Source organism: Bacteroides cellulosilyticus DSM 14838, assembly GCF_000158035.1.
Classification (GTDB): domain Bacteria; phylum Bacteroidota; class Bacteroidia; order Bacteroidales; family Bacteroidaceae; genus Bacteroides; species Bacteroides cellulosilyticus.
The window spans coordinates 224347-242101 of record NZ_EQ973495.1 but is presented as its reverse complement, the minus strand read 5'-3'; the positions used below and the strand labels follow the sequence as shown (position 1 = coordinate 242101).

Genomic DNA, 17755 nt, shown 5'->3' with positions numbered 1-17755 from the left:
CGCTATCGAGGCTTTACCAGCTAAAATATCTGTTATACGTAAGATAGAAGTTGGACTCAATATGAATCCCGGCGAAACTTGGAGCATTGCCCTCTACAGCGAATTTGATACGCTGGACGACGTGAAATTTTATGCTACTCATCCCGAGCATGTGGCAGCAGGCAAGCTGATTGCTGATGTAAAGGAGAATCGCGCTTGTGTTGACTACGAGATTTAATAATAAATTATAGATTAAAGGATGAGAAAAATACTATCCATTTGTCTGTTGCTGATTGCTGTCGTGGCACAAGCGCAGATACAGGAGCCCGTCAAGTTTAAGTCGGAACTGAAGACGCTTGCAGCGGGAGAGGCGGAAATTGTATTTACCGCTACTATCGACAAGGGTTGGCATGTATATTCTACCGACCTGGGTGACGGTGGCCCTATCTCGGCTACCTTCAATGTAGAGAAGATTTCCGGTGCTACAGTTGTAGGAAAGTTGCAGCCGAAAGGAAAAGAAATAGCTTCTTATGATAAGTTGTTCGAGATGAACGTACGCTATTTTGAGTCTACGGCACAATTTGTTCAGAAGCTGAAGCTCACAGGAGGAGATTATAAGATTGAAGGTTTTCTGGAATTCGGTGCTTGTAATGATGAAAACTGTTTGCCTCCTACGCAGGTAGAATTTAATTTTTCAGGTAAAGCGGAAGCCGCTAAAGGTGCAGCCGCTGCAACTCCAGCTGAAAAGGTAACAGCTCCGGCAGAGGACACGAAACCGGAAACCCAACCTGTTTCTCAAACTGTAACACCTGCGGACACAGCTTCTACTGGCATCATAGGTGGTGCAGATGGTCCGACGGATATAAATGTGGCAGGTAATATTGACTTGTGGAAACCTGTCATCAATGATCTGCAATCTTATGGTGAAACCACCTCACAGGAAGATATGTCATGGTTCTATATCTTTATCACCGGTTTCCTCGGTGGACTGCTGGCATTGTTTACCCCTTGTGTGTGGCCTATTATCCCTATGACAGTAAGTTTCTTCCTGAAACGTTCCAAAGATAAAAAGAAAGGTATTCGTGATGCCTGGACGTATGGCGCTTCCATCGTGGTGATTTACGTAACTTTAGGTTTGGCCATTACGTTGATCTTTGGTGCCAGTGCGCTGAATGCACTTTCCACGAATGCTGTGTTCAATATCCTTTTCTGTTTGATGCTGGTGGTGTTTGCAGCTTCCTTCTTCGGAGCTTTCGAACTGACGCTGCCCTCTAAATGGAGCAATGCAGTAGATAGTAAAGCGGAAGCAACAAGCGGTTTGCTCAGTATCTTCCTGATGGCATTCACGCTTTCACTGGTATCTTTCTCTTGTACAGGTCCTATTATCGGTTTCTTGCTGGTACAGGTATCTACAACGGGTAGCGTGGTAGCTCCGGCTATCGGTATGCTTGGTTTTGCTATTGCTTTGGCATTGCCGTTCACGTTGTTCGCTCTGTTCCCGTCCTGGCTGAAGTCTATGCCGAAATCAGGCGGTTGGATGAATGTCATAAAGGTTACCCTCGGTTTCCTGGAACTGGCTTTCGCTCTGAAGTTCCTCTCTGTAGCCGACTTGGCTTATGGCTGGCGCATCCTCGACCGTGAAACGTTCCTGGCATTGTGGATTGTTCTGTTTGCTTTACTGGGCTTCTACCTGTTGGGCAAGATCAAGTTCCCGCATGATGATGACGATACGAAAGTGGGAGTGGGCCGCTTCTTTATGGCACTTTTCTCACTGGCATTTGCCGTATATATGGTTCCCGGTTTGTGGGGGGCTCCGTTGAAGGCGGTCAGTGCTTTTGCACCGCCTATGCAGACTCAGGACTTCAATCTCTATAATAATGAAGTGCATGCCAAGTTCGATGATTACGATCTGGGTATGGAATATGCCCGTCAGCATGGCAAACCTGTAATGCTCGACTTCACCGGGTATGGTTGTGTAAACTGCCGTAAGATGGAGCTTGCCGTATGGACAGACTCCAAGGTAAGTGACATTATCAACAACGATTACGTACTTATTACACTTTATGTAGATAATAAAACCCCGTTGACCTCACCTGTTAAAGTGACAGAAAACGGCCGGGAACGTACATTGCGTACAGTAGGCGATAAGTGGAGTTATCTCCAACGCGTTAAATTCGGTGCCAATGCACAGCCCTTCTATGTGCTGATAGATAATGAAGGTCGCCCTTTGAATAAATCTTATTCGTATGACGAGGACATTCCTAAGTATATCGAGTTCTTGCAAACAGGATTGGAAAACTATAAGAAAGGAAAATAAACGAACGAATGCCCGGCTGATATCATGCGACCGGGCATTTTTCATTAATCAATAACTTTATGAGACATATTGTAGACATCGAGACATGGGAGCGCCGGGATAATTACAATTTCTTCCGGGGCTTTGTAAATTCCTGGTATTCCATTACCACAGAGATTGATTGTACCGAAGCCAGTGCCGCAGCGAGAGCCTCGGGCCATTCCTTTTTTCTTTATTATCTGTATGCTGTAGTACGTTCAGCGAATGAAGTTCCGGAACTCCGTTATCGTACCGACAAGAACGGACAAGTTATTTTTCATGATGAAGTGGATATCATTTCTCCGATAGCTGTTCCAGGAAAGACCTTTTATACGGTTCGGATTCCTTACCACGAAGATTTCAAACGCTTTTATGCCGAAGCGTATGAGTTGATAACCAATATCCCCGAAGATGGCAATCCTTATGGTGCCGAAGAGGAGTTGGCAAAACAGGGAGATTATGATGTAGTGCATTTAAGCGCTGTCCCCAAAATGTATTTCACTGCCACCACCTATACGCTGGCCGAAGCCGGCAATGGTTGCAGTTACCCTTTGATGACTTCCGGTAAAGCGGTAACCCGCGAGGGGCGTCTGGTATTTCCTTTATCTATTTATGTAAATCATGCCTTTGTAGATGGTTCGCATCTGGCATCATTTTTTCAAAAGATAGAAGAACACCTGAAACGAATTTCACGGGAATAAATTGATAGAATAAGTAAGCTATGCTTTCTTCTTATTTTATCTTTTCCCTTTTTTATTTCCCGGATTTTACATACGTTTGCAGCATCTATTAAACTTTTGTTTCCCGAAAAAGCTAAAGATTGCTATATGTGTGCAGATAATTTCTCAGAAGAACGTTCACTCATTCTCCGCTTGATAGAGGGGGATGAGGACGCCTTTTGTGAATTGTATGCCACTTATAAAAACCGTCTGATATACTTTGCAATGCGTTTCCTTAAATCGCGGGAGTATGCAGAAGATGTTTTTCAGGATGCTTTCACTGTAGTTTGGCAAAGCCGCCGTTTCATTAATCCCGATGCTTCCTTTTCTTCCTATCTCTACACCATTATGCGCAACCGGATACTGAACCAGTTGCGCAATGCTGCTAATGAGGAAAAACTAAAGGAGAGTATTCTTTCACAGGCATTGGACTACACGGAAGATACCAAACGTGAAGTAATGCTGAATGATTTGAAATCCCTCATTTCCCATGCCTTGCAGCAGCTGACTCCCCGCCAGCGTGAGATTTTCGAGATGAGTCGTGAAGCCCAGCTCTCTCATAAAGAGATTGCAGATAAGTTGGGCATCTCCATCAACACCGTTCAGGAACATATATCTACCTCCCTTAAGTTGATTCGTACCTATCTCATTAAGTATTCAGGCAGTGAATATGTGGATTTGCTATTGCTGCTGATTTGCCTTAATACATAATAAATGTTAATCATACCCTAGATGTTTTCCTTTACTGTGTATTACTCTATGTAAAGGAAAAGTTTTCATGACCTTTATACTAAAAGAGCCCGCACAATGAAGAATGATGTAACAGACAAATCTATAATGCGCCGTTATCTGGATGATATGTACACCCAGGAAGAGGCCCGTGGATTATTATCCCGACTGAAAGATGATATTCATGCCCCAATGCTGGATGAACTAGCAACAGATGTCTGGAAAGAAGCCGCTATGGAAGAGCTCACCACCGGCATGGAACGTGAAAAATATAAGGAAGAAGCCAGTCGGTTACTGAAACGCATCGAACATAAGAAACGCACCTGGTTTCGGCGGATAGTCCTGACGGTGGCAAGTGCTTCTGCTGTTGTACTGCTCATTTTCGGGGGAATCAATCTACTGGGTTATATGGATAAACGGCAGGTTTCTTATTTGGAAGCCTCTACCTCTTATGGTGAATCCAGACAAATCCGGTTGCCGGATGGAACACAGCTGATCTTAAATTCCTGTTCCCGTGTTCGCTATCCGAGTAGTTTTGTAGAAGATGAACGGCAGATAGAACTGGAAGGCGAAGCTTATTTTCAGGTTCAACGAAACGAAAAGCAACCTTTTATTGTCAGGACCGCCCGTTTTGATGTAAGGGTTCTGGGAACTTGCTTTGATGTGAAAGCTTATTCTTCGGATGAAGTTGTTTCTGTAGATGTGGAAAGTGGCAAAGTACAGGTGGATCTGCCTGAAGCGATGATGCGTTTGCAGGCTAAGGAACAAGTGTTGATCAATACACTTTCCGGTGAATACAGCAAACGGCGCGAAGAACGTGATGTTGCCGTATGGCGCAAAGGTGGATTACGTTTTAGCAGCACTCCGGTGCGCGATGTGGCTAAAGAGCTTGAACGCATGTATAATTGTCGCATTACGTTTGCGGAAGGACAGGAGTTCAACAACCTGATTTCCGGAGAACATGAAAATAAAAGTTTGGAGGCGGTACTCCAATCAATGGAATATACCAGTGGCATCCGGTATAGAAAAGAAGGAAATCATATCTTCTTATTCAAGTAGCAGAAAAGCATGGATATACGTCCGGCTGGTAAACGGATGTGTGTTATAATATATGTGAGTATTAATATGTTTAACCTTTAATTAAAAGAGAATATAGAATATGAAAGCACCCACTTAGCGTCTCCTCTAAGAAAAATAGGAGCTGTCTCACAGAGAAGCCCCTATCTCGTAATGCGAACAGGTATTCATTCGTTTCGACCCGCGTGAATCATGTATCGCGAATTACTCCTTTGTTCTAATTAATTTTATCAATTACTAAAACGCACAAATAAATGAATAATCTTCCTAATTCCAAAAGGAAAAGTAGAAATATACATTCGTTTTTAGCTTTTTTACTATTCGTATGCTTGTCATTGATGCCTGATCAGGCGCAAGCTCAGAAGGAAAAAACTGTAACGTTGAACGTTCAGAATGAAACTGTAGAGAATGTTTTTGTTCAGTTGGGCAAGCAGACAGGCTTGAAATTCTTTTATGATCAAAATGTTGTGAACACTGCTCCGCGCATATCTATCAAAGTAAAGAATAGTCCCCTACAGACTGTTCTGGACAAGATTACGGAGCAAACCAATTTGTTTTTCAATAGGGATAATAATACAATATCTGTAGGCAAACAAAAAATCGGGAATGATGTCCCGAAGTCGAAAACAAGAACTATAAAGGGAACAGTGGTAGATGAAACCGGTGAGTCGGTAATCGGTGCTACTGTAATGGTGAAAGGCACTACTAATGGTGTAACCACTAATCTTGATGGAAATTACACGTTGAACGATGTTCCTGATGGTGCTACTATCTTAATTTCCTATATCGGTTACCAGACTGTTGAACTAAAGTCCGGCAGTAAGGAACTGGCAAAAATTACATTAAAAGAAAACAGCGAATTATTGGATGAGGTTGTAGTCTTGGGATATGGCAATATTCGCCGTAGTGATGTGACGGGATCTATTGCGTCTGTTTCCTCGGAATCTATCTCTAAAGTAGCCTCTGCTTCCGTGGCCGATGCCTTGGCGGGAAAGATGGCAGGTGTACAGATCACTACAACAGATGGTGCATTGGATGCTGAAATCAGTATTCGTGTACGTGGTGGAGGATCAATCACTCAGGACAATTCACCGTTATTCCTGGTCGACGGCTTTCCGGTTGACGATTTGAGTGGTATTCCGCCTACGGACATCGAGTCTATTGATGTCTTGAAAGAGGCTTCTATGACTGCTGTTTACGGTGCCAGAGGTGCGAATGGTGTAGTCATCGTAACCACGAAGAACCCGAAGATGGGTAAGACCTCGGTTCAGTTCAATAGCTATGTACAGACACGTACACTGGCAGGGAAGTTACCGGTAATGAACAACTATGAATTTGTGATGGCGGAGTACGAGTATCAGATGATACGTAAAGGATCGGCTGATACTTTTATTAAGAATTTTGGCTATTATGACGATATTGACTTATACAAATATACGGACTCTACCGACTGGCAGGATGAAGTGCTGGGAGGCAATCCGATTTCACAATACTATAATCTGACTATCAGCGGCGGTAGTGAAAAGACGAAATTTAATCTAAGTTATAACCGTAATAAAGATGAAGGACAGCTGATAGGTTCCGGTCTGTCACGTAACAATATTATTCTGAAGCTGAACCATGAACTGTTCAGGAACCTGAAACTGGAGACAAATGCCACATATCGCACCCGTACCATTGACGGAGCAGGTACATCGGGAACCAACATTGTCACGGCTCTTCGTTTCCGTCCCACAAACGGACTAACTTCCGGCGCATCCCTTGATCCGGATGATGATGATGAAAATCTGGATGAAGATGGTAATTCCTTAAATCAGAGATACACCCCGTTGGAGGAAAATAAGCAGAACTATAGAAAAAGGGAAGAAACTGCAATCAGCCTCAAAGCAGCTTTGGTGTGGGATATGTTTAAAGGAATGCAATTCCGCTCCGAATATGGCATCAGCACAACGGACTCGAATGATGATCAGTTTTATGGAGCTTTATCCAGCACAGCGTCTGCTGCGGGAATGAATAATATGCCTTCGGCTAAGCGTACTAAAACACATAAAGAGTCGTACCGACTGGCAAATACGCTGACCTATCGCAACTTGTTCCGCAAAATTCATAATGTAAACCTGATGCTTGGACAGGAAATAAACCATTCGCAGAATAACAATACTTTTATGAGTGCACGTTATTTCCCGGTTTCCATTACGGCAGAAGCGGCTCTTGAAAACTTTGCATTGGGCACTCCACACCAGAGCACCAGTTATAAAGCTGCTCCGGACAGAACAGCCTCTTTCTTTGGCCGTGGCTTGTACGATTACAAAAGCCTTTACTATGCCACTTTTACATTTCGTGCAGACGGCTCGACGAAGTTTGCACCCGGTAAGCAATGGGGTGTGTTTCCTGCCGGTTCCATAGCTTGGAGACTTTCCAAAGAGAAATGGATGAAATCGGTCAGGTTTATTTCAGAACTGAAACTGAGAGCAAGTTATGGGTTGGCTGGTAACAACCGTATCAGTGATGATTTGTGGCATAACATCTATCGTGTGTATAGCGGATCAAGTGCTCCCGGTTTCAATAATGAAGAATATAATTACTATCAGTTTGCCGACCAGACTTACTTGTATGATCCGGATTTGAGATGGGAGACTACCATTACACGAAATCTTGGTTTGGATTTCGGTATCTTCAAAAACCGTTTAACCGGTACAGTCGATGTATACTGGAATACAACTAAAGATTTGCTGGTGCCGTCAATCATTCCTAATTCATCAGGTTACTCGCGACAGATGACAAATGTAGGCCGGACTTCCAATAGAGGAGTTGAGCTTTCATTGAACGGTAAAATCGTCCAGACAAAGAACTTTAATTTGTCTGCCAGTTTCAATGTGGCCTTTAATAAGAACAAAGTCGATAAGCTTTCTTCCGGTGAGACGGAATGGAAAACAAAAGCTTCCTTGTCCAACTGGTATGGAACCTACAATTATAAAATGGAAGTGGGTAAAAGTATGGGACTCATCTATGGTTTTGTGAATGATGGTTTTTATACGGTTGACGATTTTAATTTTGATGAAACGACGAAGAAGTGGACTTTGAAACCGGGAGTTCCGGATAATTCTTCATTCAGCTCAGGTAACTTTAGCTTTAAACCGGGAGCAATGAAGTTCAAGAAACTGTCTGATTCCGACTCAGACCTGATAACGGAAGAAGATATGACGGTCATTGGAAATACGAATCCGAAGGTAACTGGTGGTTTTGGCCTTTCCGGCAGTTGGAAGAACTTGGATTTTACCGCGTTCTTTAATTATATGTGCGATTTTGATGTATTCAACGTCAATAAACTTTATTTGAATTCGGCTGTTCGTCGCAACTATTCCAATCTGTCTACCAATATGAATTTGGCACGCCGTTTCCGCTATGTGGATGATGCCGGTGTCAATGTCTCCAGTGATCCGGTTGCATTGGCCGCATTAAATCAGAATGCTGCCACTTATTCCTGGATGTCCGTTACACAGGGTATCACAATGAGCGATTTGATTGAAGACGGTTCATTCCTGCGTCTGAGTACGCTGACTGTGGGATATACATTTCCGCAACGCTGGTTGAGCCGCCTGGGAGTCAAGAGTCTGCGTCTGTACTTCTCCGGTAGTAACCTGTTCACTTTGACGGGATATAGCGGATATGATCCGGAAGTGAATATACAGAAAGGTTTGACGCCGGGTATAGATAATAATGTGACTCCTCGCAGTCGTGTTTATACGCTTGGAATGAATTTGAATTTTTAATACTATAGAATTGAACCATGAGAAAATTTTATATTCCAGTTATCATATTGATGATACTTACATCTTGTGAAGATTATCTGAATGTAAATTCGCCTTCCACTTTTGATAAAGATTATATATTTACCAGTGAATCAGAGATTGCAACTGCCGTCAATGGCATGTACGTACCGATGGTCAGTGGTAAGGGATGGGTAGGCAACCTGGCCCAGAAAATGCTGTTTAATACAGATGTGGAGTTTACTACGGTCACTACGTCGTCCAATCTGAAAGAGAGTGCTTTCGAACCGAGTGCAGGTGACATCAGTTCGTACGGCAGCATCTGGACAGGGATGTATGATGGAGTGAACAGGACGAATGACGTGATAGAAGGTATCGAACAAAGTCCTCTGTTTGAGGCTGCTGATAAAACCAAGCCTTCGCGGTTAATGCATTATTATGGTGAGGCGAAAGTTCTGCGTGCCATGTACTATCTGGAGTTGGTGAGGAATTGGGGAGACGTTCCTTACAGACGGAAACCGGCAGGAAACAAGGATGAACTGTTTATCGGTGCAACTGACCGTGACATCATATTGACAGATATGATCAATGACCTGATTGAAGTTGAACCGGTCATGTGGTATGCGGAAGAATCGGACAGGGGAGTGGAAGCGGCATCAAGAGAGTTTTGCCAGGGATTGATTGCCCGTATGGCATTGTATAGAGGAGGATGGACTCTGCGTCCGGATTACTCGAACCCTGCCGCTATCGGTTCAATGCAGCGCAATGATGACTGGCAGAAATATTATGAGATAGCCGAGAAATATGCAGGTAAAGTGATTAATGAAGGCAAACACTCGCTGAATCGCTCATTCCGTCAGGTTTGGGTGGACGAATGTAGTTGGATTGTTCCGGTGAATGATGATAATATCTTCGATGTACCGGCAAAGGTAGGAGGCTCCGGAGAGTTGGGATATTCCTGGGGGACATACATCGTTTCGCAAAAGAATTCAGAGGGACAGAATGCATCTAATGCTCCGCATGGATATTCTTCGGGAGGTTCCAAACTGGCACTTACCTATATGCTGTCGTTTGATAATAAGGACTTGCGCCGCGATCTTACGTGCGAGATGTTTCGCTATGAAAATTCAGGAATGACTAATATAGTTCAGAAACCGATAGCCGCCCTTACGGTTTATTGCGGAAAATGGAACCGCCTGTTTATGGCAACTCCTCTGGGCAGTACTTCCAATAAAGGTACCGGAATCAATTACACTTATATGCGGTATGCAGACATACTACTTATGTATGCCGAAGCTGCCAATGAGAATCATAATGGTCCTACACCCCAAGCCAAAGAGGCTCTGAAGAAAGTCCGCAACCGTGCTTTCGCGGCGGAAGATCAGCCGGAAATGGTAGACACCTATGTCGATAAACTTACTTCAAAAGAAGATTTCTTTGATGCAATCGTTAAAGAGCGCGCATGGGAGTTTGGGGGTGAAAAGCATAGAAGATATGATCTGGCGCGTTGGAATCTGTATGGAAAGACCCTCTATAACTTGTATTTTGATTGGATTACGTTAGGAAAAGTTGCCCGTACCAAGCAATATGAGAATACGACCACTGCATTTGAGGAACCTACTTATGATGAACGTTTTGAATCTTATCCGGCAGTTGCTTATTACAAAATGGTCGATGCCGTGAATCCGGCTGCCGTATGTGTATCGCAGACCATAGACTGGTATAAAGAAGGAGGCAAGAACTCTTATGATGAGGCTTTTGAATCCTATCCTTCAAAGGCACCTACGGGATATACACTTATCAATATGTGTAATCAATATTGCACGCAGGTCAAGAATACCTCGAATCCGCGTCAATGGGTTCCTGCTCCTGCTGTCTTGTTTTCCTTTTACGGCTATATCAATGAATCGAATGCCGCAACAGTGAATCCGGAAACCGATCCGGTCCGCTATCTGGTACCTATACCTCCCGATGCATTGTCAAGCCATCAGGGACTGTTGAAGAATTATTATGGATATTAAAAAAGAGAGTATGAAAAAGTTATTGATATATTTGATACCTGTATTGGCATTTTGTCTATTGAATATTACTTCATGCAAGGATGATGCGGAAGAGCTGCCCCGCCTGTTCAGACCTTCCTTCATAGCCTCCTCCTGTTTTGCGGAAGGTAATTCGATTACCCTTGCCTGGAGAACATCCGGAGAAGCGACCTCTTATACGGTGGAGCTTTCGCGTGACCAAGCTTTTCAGTCGGAACCCGCTGCAACGCAGACCGTAAACAACGGTAAATGCACTTTTACAGATTTGCGTTATGAAACAGGTTATTATGCACGGGTAAGAGCGAATAATGAGAGTCTGGATATCATTTCAAACTGGACGGAATATTCTTCTCTTATCACCACTTTGACGCGTATCATACCCAAGGTACTTTATGCATTGGATGAACACCAGATAACGGAGAATTCGGCTGTGATAGAATGGAGAGTCTCTGACCAGAATCCTGTGGACGGTGTTTCCATCTGGCAACAGGAAAATGGAACGGATGAAAAGCATTTTGACTTGTCCGGATCGGAAATAGCTTCAGGTAAGTATGTAATTTCAGGATTGGCTCCCCGTACATCCTACTATGTTGCATTGACCAATAGTAAAGCTCCCGAAGGTGCGGAAAAGTACAACCGGCAGAAATTCACAACAGCCGGTATGCCTTCCGGTGCCGTTCTGGTGACGGATGGTGTTGATTTACTATCGAAGATAAAAGAGGGGATGGCTGATGACAGCCAATCAAGTTTGATCTTTCAATTGAAAAACGGGGTTGATTATTATCTGTCGGCAGACGGACTTCCCGAAAGTAGCACCGGTGACATCAAACTGACGAAAAGCATTGCATTCTTGGCTAATCCCGGAGATCGCCCTACACTTTATATACGTAAAGGTGGCTTCATCATTAAACCGGAAGTGAATAATATTCCTGAAATCAACTATTTTATTGTTGAGAATGTGAATGTCAAAGAGCCAATCGTGTCCGGAGGAAGTGGCGGCAGCAAAACACGCTTGTTGAATATCGGCAAGCACGATGCCGGAACTGATATCACGATAGACCGTTTTGAAATCTGTAACTCCGATATTGTCCTGCCTTCTACCGTTCTGATGATGAACGATGCCAGCGAAGGTATGACGACCATCAATCATATCCGGATTGATAATTGTCTGGTTACCGGAATCAATGACACCAAATATGTAACGAAGCAATTCGGATTCATACATGCCATCAATAAAGGTTCCAACATCTGGAATGATGTTTCTGTAACGAACTCCACCTTCTATGAATTTTATATCTCACCGGGTGTCTTTGGAGTGCTTACCGCCGATGTGCCGGTTTCAGCTAACGCTAAGGTTTCTATCTCGAATTGTACATTCTATAATTGGGCTACAAGCAAGTCGTCGTATACGGCAATTGGCAATTTCTCTAAACTGTCTGTGGCATTGCCTCTATCCGTTAATGCCTGTGTCTTTGGATATAGTGCAGGAAAGGCTCTGGTTCCGGGACAAGTCAATCTGACGGGAAAGAATAATTATTGCACCACAGACTTTGAGCAGGCAGCCGATACTGGACTGACGTTGATAGATTTGGGTATGTCGGATTCTTCATTTTTCAGGAATGCTAAGGATGGTGACTTTACGATTATCAATACCGGGTCTACGGTTTATACCCAGGAATATGGTGACCCGCGCTGGATAACGGTTTCCGAATACTAACTTATTGATAAAAAACAGAAAGTGTAAGATTCTGTAAGAGGGCTGTGCTTAGTATGGACGGATTTTGATTCGTTCATACGGGCCGCCTATTGACTATACACTATTAAAATAGGAGATTAGAATAATGAGATATGCTACAATTGGAATACTTCTTCTGGCATGGGTTCTGTTGGCCTGTGATGAAAAAGAGGAGGTTTCCGGTCCGTCTGTTCCTTTCCCTGATTATGGAGCAGTACTTGCTTTTCCGGGAGCAGAAGGGTACGGGCGCAATGCGGTAGGCGGAAGACATGGCGAGGTCTATCACGTCACTACGCTTGCCGACTCGGGAAAAGGCTCTTTGCGTGATGCGGTGAGTAAACCCGGAAGAATCGTTGTTTTTGATGTTGCGGGAATCATTCGCCTGCAATCCCCGCTTGCTTTTTCCAGGAATCTGACTATTGCTGCACAAACGGCTCCCGGTGACGGAATTGTCGTTTATGGAAATCATGTTTCTTTTTCCGGGGCCGACAATGTCATTTGCCGCTATCTGCGCATACGGATGGGAGTGAACGGGAAAGACGGTAAAGATGCCGCCGGTGTCGCTTACGGAGCGAATATGATTTTTGATCACATGTCGGTCACCTGGGGACGTGATGAATGTTTTTCCATCAATGGAGATCCGAAGAAACCGGGCGATCAGCCCCGGAATATAACTATCCAGAACTCCTTTATAGGGCAAGGCCTGCAACCACATTCTTGCGGTGGACTTATCCAGACTACGGCTGAAAATGGAGTGACTTTATACCGTAACCTGTATATCGACAACAAAACCCGTAATCCGAAAGTGAAAGGCCTGAATCAGTTTGTAAACAACGTCGTTTACAACTGGGGTAATGGCGGTGCTTATATCATGGGTGATACGGAACAGACTTCCGAAGCCGATATCCGGAATAACTATTTCATAGTGGGTGCTACTTTAAATTATGATGGGAAAACGCTGGGAGCCACTGCTCCCTTCACGCGCTATAACAAACATTTCCGTGCCCATTTATCCGGCAACTATTATGATGAAAATAAGGATGGAGTGTTGAATGGTCGCGAACTGACCCGTGAAGATTGTACGAAACGGAAACAAGAGTCTGGCACTGAAGTCGTGATAACTCCTACTTTTCTGGATAAACCGTCGGATGTGCATCCTACTGTCGAAGGTTTGATGACCGCTCGGGATGCTTACGAATGGATCGTGCAGCATGGAGGAGCCTCATTACCCGCCCGTGATCAGGTAGATAGCTATCTTGTTGAAGAATTAACTTCATTGGGTAAGAAGGGAGGAATTATTCTCACAGAGATGGACCTGCCTACACAAGGCCCCGGTGAAATAAAGTCGGGGACCAAACCACTGGATACGGATAATGATGGTATGCCCGACGACTTTGAAGATACATATGGACTTGATAAAAATGATCCGTCCGACGCTATGAAGATAGCTTCCAACGGATATACTAATATTGAAAACTACATATTCCTGATAAACAAATGAAAAAGATATATACTTATTTGATCTTCTCATTCGCCCTGCTGTGCAGCACTTCATTGATTGCGCAGACCAATGAGAAAGCCAGAGAAACTGCTGTGATGATTGCCGACCGCATTCTGAAGTCAACAACCTATGATTTTGTAGATAAGAAAAGTGGCAAGACCTACACATCGCTCAAAAACGTACCTTTAAATAAGAATGTGAAAGTACAAAGTAAATACCTGGATTGGCATTACACAAACGGAGTCACCAACATAGCCCTGATGGAGTTGGGAGATAAATTGGGTACTTCGAAGTACGAGAACTATGTTCTGAAGAATATGAATTTCATTTTCGACGATGCAAACCAGGACTACTTCCATCGCCTGTATGACCAAACATTGGAGCAGGAAGGTTGGAAAGCCGTGAACCATGTGAATTGGCACATGATTTACCGGAATAAACGTCTGGATGATAATGGCCCTATGGGCGCCAGTCTGATTGTGCTCAACCGCCGTCATCCGGAACAGGCTTTCCAGAAGTATATCGACCAGACTGATCATCACCTGATGGTGTCCGAACCTCGTCTTGCCGATGGCACTATTGCCCGGTTATGGCCGCATGTCAATACCATTTGGGCCGATGATGCCTTTATGGCCCTTTCTTTTCTCGTCAGGATGGGAGAGGCGACAGGTGATGCTAAATACTTTGATGATGCAGCCAATCAGATACTGAACTATACCCGCTACCTGTGGTGCCCCGAAAAAGGACTGTACTATCATTGCTATCACACGGATAACAAGGCGCATGGCGTTGCCCATTGGTCCAGGGCAAACGGATGGGTTTTCATGGCTACTGCCGATTTGCTGGCACGAATGCCCGCCGACCATCCGATGCGTGAAGATGTCATTCGGAACTTCCGTATGCAGGCGGACGGACTGATTCGTTATCAGGGTGCGAACGGATTGTGGCATCAGCTTCTGGATAAGGAAGATTCCTATGAAGAAATCACGGGAACCGCCATGTTCGTCTTCGGCATTGCCAGAGGGGTGAAACAAGGGTGGCTGCATCCCGACTATATCTATGTGGCATGGGAAGGGTTGAAAGGCATGCTCACCAAGATTACTCCGAAAGGTGATGTAACGGCTATCTGTGCAGGTACGGGCATAATGCCTGCTTTGTCATTCTATTATAACCGTCCCCAGTGGAAGAATGATCCGATGGGAGAAGGCCCGGTGCTGAGGGCATTGGTGGAAATGATTGACGCACCTAAGTATACGGAAATCAAGGCCGAACAGCAATACGATAAAATCAAGTGATTTCTTGATATTACAGGAGTATTACAGATTTATTACAGAATCTTTCTTTAGCTTTGCATTTTCTAAGAAAATAAGTTGAAGTAAACCTTTGAGGATAATATGCTAAAGAAATATTCTGTATTACGGGGATTCGTCATTTTATGTGTAGGACTGCTTGGCTTCTGTCTGCCTCCTTTGCAGGCACAGGACAGCGATTTCGTGACCTGGAACAAGATGAAAGCCCGGCACGATGTATCCTCCAAAGTGGAACTTTACGGAGATGTCGAGATGCGTACCCGTGATGCACTGGATGAGATAGACCGTTGGGGTTTCGGCGTAGGTACTTCCGTTCTTCTTCTTCCATTTCTAAAAGCTGAGGGCGGTTACGAATACCACTACCGCAACCGTGGTGAAGACGGCTGGAAATCCCGGCACCGTTACCATGCAGGTGTCTCTTTTACTCTTAAAAAACGACAATGGACGTTCACCCTGCGCGAGCGTTTCCAGCATACTTTCGACGGACGCGGAGCGGATGAATTCCGTCTCCGCACCCGCCTGAAAGCTGCTTATAAGGTAACTACATGGTCACCGTATGTCTCTTTAGAGCAATATCACGGTCTGGGCAAAGATGAATGGTTTCATGCCTCCCGCTTCCGTGCCCGCGGTGGGGTGGAAGCTAAACTGTCGTCCTCTTGGTCGGCAGACGTTTTCTATTGCTACCAGCACGAGAGTAATCTGGACAGGCATATTCTGGGGTGGGAGTTGATTTACCGATTCTGATTCATACTCTTTCTTTTTACTCATTTATTTGTAGGTATGCGATGCGTTCACTATATTTGTATGTTCATTGTTTGTGAACAGGCTTTATTAGTGAACAAAAGATGCTACTGAAATGGAAAAAGAACTGATTCATGAAGTTGAAAATAAACTTGTTGAAATAGTAGGTCGAAGCAATGTTTATGTAAAAGCAAGTCCGATTCCGGAATTTGACTGGATGTTGTGTATCAGAGGTTATGAATTTCTATGTGAAGTTAAAAAGACGGTTACGAGAAGTAATTTCGGTAGCATACAAATGAAGTTGAGGACATGGCAAGAAAACACAGATAAGCCGATTTTGCTTGTAGCACAAAACATTTATCCTCTTTTGATGGATGAATTTGCCCATCAGGGAATTAACTGTTTAGATAGTGTAGGAAACTGTAGGATTAAGGTCGGTGATTTGCTAATGCATATTGAAGGAAGAAAAGTACCTCCTAAGTTTCAGGCAACATCTGCCAATAGAAGTCGTTTGTTTCAGGAAGCCGGAATAAGAATCATATTTCGTATCTTGTTAGAGCCGGATTGGCTAAATCTGTCTTATCGGCAGATGCAACTATCTACCAATGTTTCCTTGGGTTCAATAACTGTTATAATGAACGAGCTTTTAGAATCAGGATATTTGTTGAAGACGAACAAAGGGAAATTCTTAAAGAATAAGCAGGAGCTATTGGAACGCTGGGTGGTTGCTTACAATGAAATTTTGAAGCCTAAACAGCTAATAAGGAGAATGACTTTCAAAGATGCAGAGCTTCATAAGAATTGGGCTGATTTAAAATTGCCATTTGACATATATTGGGGGGGAGAACCTGCCGCTAACTTGGTTGATGGTTATCTGTATCCTGAGTTATTTACCCTTTATGGCGGTACTATGGGCGATTGGGTAAAAGCAGGCCTTAGACCGGATGATGAGGGTGAAGTTTTCGTTTATAAGAAGTTCTGGAGTAGTGTTGAGCAAAGTCTGGTCACTCCGGCATTACTAATTTATGCAGATTTAATGGGAAGCGGCAACAGCCGGAATATTGAAGCTGCTCAAAGAATTTATAATAATGAATTACAATATCTCCAGTGATGAGTTTGATAATCTCTTAATAAAAGAGTTGTTAGAAAAACTTAGCCGATATTTCGAAAAAGAGAAGCTTCCTTTTTATGTGATAGGGGCAACAGCTCGTGACATCATTATGCAGAAGCTGTTGCAACAGAGATCTGTCAGACATACGCAAGATTTGGATATTGCTATAGCTATAGCCGATTGGCAAAAGTTTGAGGAAATCTCAAACGGTATTGCGCAGATGGATGGTTTTGAGAAGTCTTTGAGTCAAAAGCAACGCTTTTATTATAAGAAAGTATATGAGATAGATATTATCCCATTTGGCGAAGTTGCAAAAGAAGATAAGTGCATTTATTGGCCGCCTGAAGAAGAATTTAAAATGTCAGTTCAGGGTTTTGATGAAGCCTTGAAAGATTTCATGATAGTCAGGGTGGACGGTGAATTTGATATACGGGTTGTTTCTTTACCGGGTTTGTTTCTTTTGAAATTGAATGCATGGATAGAACGTAACCTGGAAACAAGCAAAGATGGTGAGGATCTATGGTATATCATTGAAAATTATTTTGATGCTTGCCAGGAACATTACATTGAAATCAATTATCATCAGGAAGTTTATGATATGGATGATTTTGATTTGTCTGTAGCTGGTGCCCTCTGGTTGGGGTATGATATCGTGTCTATTCTCACTCCTGTACAATTAGAGTATTATCATAACATATTGGAGCATGAA

The 17755-nt window shown here is 43.6% G+C and carries 13 protein-coding genes; all 13 read left to right on the top strand.

The genetic code is table 11. The features are described from left to right. A partial coding sequence (locus BACCELL_RS23305) for a Dabb family protein (RefSeq protein WP_007214585.1) occupies positions 1-217 on the top strand: 217 nt, incomplete at its 5' end. 21 nt (positions 218-238) lie between these two features. Further along, on the top strand, positions 239-2296 hold the full coding sequence (locus BACCELL_RS23300; protein ID WP_007214584.1) for a protein-disulfide reductase DsbD family protein: 2058 nt from the start codon (positions 239-241) through the stop codon (positions 2294-2296). A 59-nt stretch (positions 2297-2355) separates the two neighbouring features. Continuing rightward, on the top strand, positions 2356-3015 hold the full coding sequence (locus tag BACCELL_RS23295) for a chloramphenicol acetyltransferase (RefSeq protein ID WP_007214583.1): 660 nt from the start codon (positions 2356-2358) through the stop codon (positions 3013-3015). A 126-nt stretch (positions 3016-3141) separates the two neighbouring features. After that, positions 3142-3744 (top strand): RNA polymerase sigma-70 factor, encoded by a 603-nt coding sequence (locus BACCELL_RS23290; RefSeq protein ID WP_007214582.1) that lies wholly within the window; start codon positions 3142-3144, stop codon positions 3742-3744. A gap of 96 nt (positions 3745-3840) precedes the next feature. Then, the gene (locus BACCELL_RS23285; RefSeq protein ID WP_007214581.1) at positions 3841-4821 is read left to right on the top strand and encodes a FecR family protein; all 981 of its coding nucleotides are present in this window, start codon (positions 3841-3843) and stop codon (positions 4819-4821) included. A 272-nt stretch (positions 4822-5093) separates the two neighbouring features. After that, positions 5094-8612, top strand: a complete 3519-nt coding sequence (locus tag BACCELL_RS23280) for a TonB-dependent receptor (protein WP_085961947.1) — start codon at positions 5094-5096, stop codon at positions 8610-8612. Positions 8613-8629: 17 nt separating this feature from the next. Further along, positions 8630-10630, top strand: a complete 2001-nt coding sequence (locus tag BACCELL_RS23275; protein ID WP_007214579.1) for a RagB/SusD family nutrient uptake outer membrane protein — start codon at positions 8630-8632, stop codon at positions 10628-10630. 10 nt (positions 10631-10640) lie between these two features. Beyond that, positions 10641-12365, top strand: a complete 1725-nt coding sequence (locus tag BACCELL_RS23270; RefSeq protein ID WP_157133944.1) for a fibronectin type III domain-containing protein — start codon at positions 10641-10643, stop codon at positions 12363-12365. Between the two features lie 124 nt (positions 12366-12489). After that, positions 12490-13884 carry a polysaccharide lyase domain-containing protein gene (locus tag BACCELL_RS23265; RefSeq protein WP_007214577.1) on the top strand — a complete coding sequence of 465 codons (1395 nt, stop codon included), beginning with the start codon at positions 12490-12492 and terminating at the stop codon, positions 13882-13884. Beyond that, positions 13881-15179, top strand: coding sequence for a glycoside hydrolase family 88/105 protein (locus BACCELL_RS23260; RefSeq protein ID WP_007214576.1), 1299 nt, complete (start codon positions 13881-13883; stop codon positions 15177-15179). The genes BACCELL_RS23265 and BACCELL_RS23260 overlap by 4 nt, the downstream gene beginning before the upstream one ends. Positions 15180-15278: 99 nt before the next feature. Then, on the top strand, positions 15279-15938 hold the full coding sequence (locus BACCELL_RS23255; RefSeq protein ID WP_007214575.1) for a DUF2490 domain-containing protein: 660 nt from the start codon (positions 15279-15281) through the stop codon (positions 15936-15938). A 112-nt stretch (positions 15939-16050) separates the two neighbouring features. Then, entirely contained in the window at positions 16051-17046 is a 996-nt protein-coding gene (locus BACCELL_RS23250) for a type IV toxin-antitoxin system AbiEi family antitoxin (RefSeq protein ID WP_007214574.1), read from the top strand. After that, positions 17024-17755 (top strand): nucleotidyl transferase AbiEii/AbiGii toxin family protein (locus tag BACCELL_RS23245; RefSeq protein WP_007214573.1); only part of this gene is annotated, 732 nt, incomplete at its 3' end. The genes BACCELL_RS23250 and BACCELL_RS23245, both read left to right, overlap by 23 nt.

Coding starts and splice junctions, on each gene's coding strand:
- BACCELL_RS23255 (WP_007214575.1), top strand. CDS start 15,279: ATGCTAAAGAAATATTCTGTATTACGGGGATTCGTCATTTTATGTGTA.
- BACCELL_RS23250 (WP_007214574.1), top strand. CDS start 16,051: ATGGAAAAAGAACTGATTCATGAAGTTGAAAATAAACTTGTTGAAATA.
- BACCELL_RS23270 (WP_157133944.1), top strand. CDS start 10,641: ATGAAAAAGTTATTGATATATTTGATACCTGTATTGGCATTTTGTCTA.
- BACCELL_RS23280 (WP_085961947.1), top strand. CDS start 5,094: ATGAATAATCTTCCTAATTCCAAAAGGAAAAGTAGAAATATACATTCG.
- BACCELL_RS23300 (WP_007214584.1), top strand. CDS start 239: ATGAGAAAAATACTATCCATTTGTCTGTTGCTGATTGCTGTCGTGGCA.
- BACCELL_RS23285 (WP_007214581.1), top strand. CDS start 3,841: ATGAAGAATGATGTAACAGACAAATCTATAATGCGCCGTTATCTGGAT.
- BACCELL_RS23275 (WP_007214579.1), top strand. CDS start 8,630: ATGAGAAAATTTTATATTCCAGTTATCATATTGATGATACTTACATCT.
- BACCELL_RS23295 (WP_007214583.1), top strand. CDS start 2,356: ATGAGACATATTGTAGACATCGAGACATGGGAGCGCCGGGATAATTAC.
- BACCELL_RS23290 (WP_007214582.1), top strand. CDS start 3,142: ATGTGTGCAGATAATTTCTCAGAAGAACGTTCACTCATTCTCCGCTTG.
- BACCELL_RS23265 (WP_007214577.1), top strand. CDS start 12,490: ATGAGATATGCTACAATTGGAATACTTCTTCTGGCATGGGTTCTGTTG.
- BACCELL_RS23260 (WP_007214576.1), top strand. CDS start 13,881: ATGAAAAAGATATATACTTATTTGATCTTCTCATTCGCCCTGCTGTGC.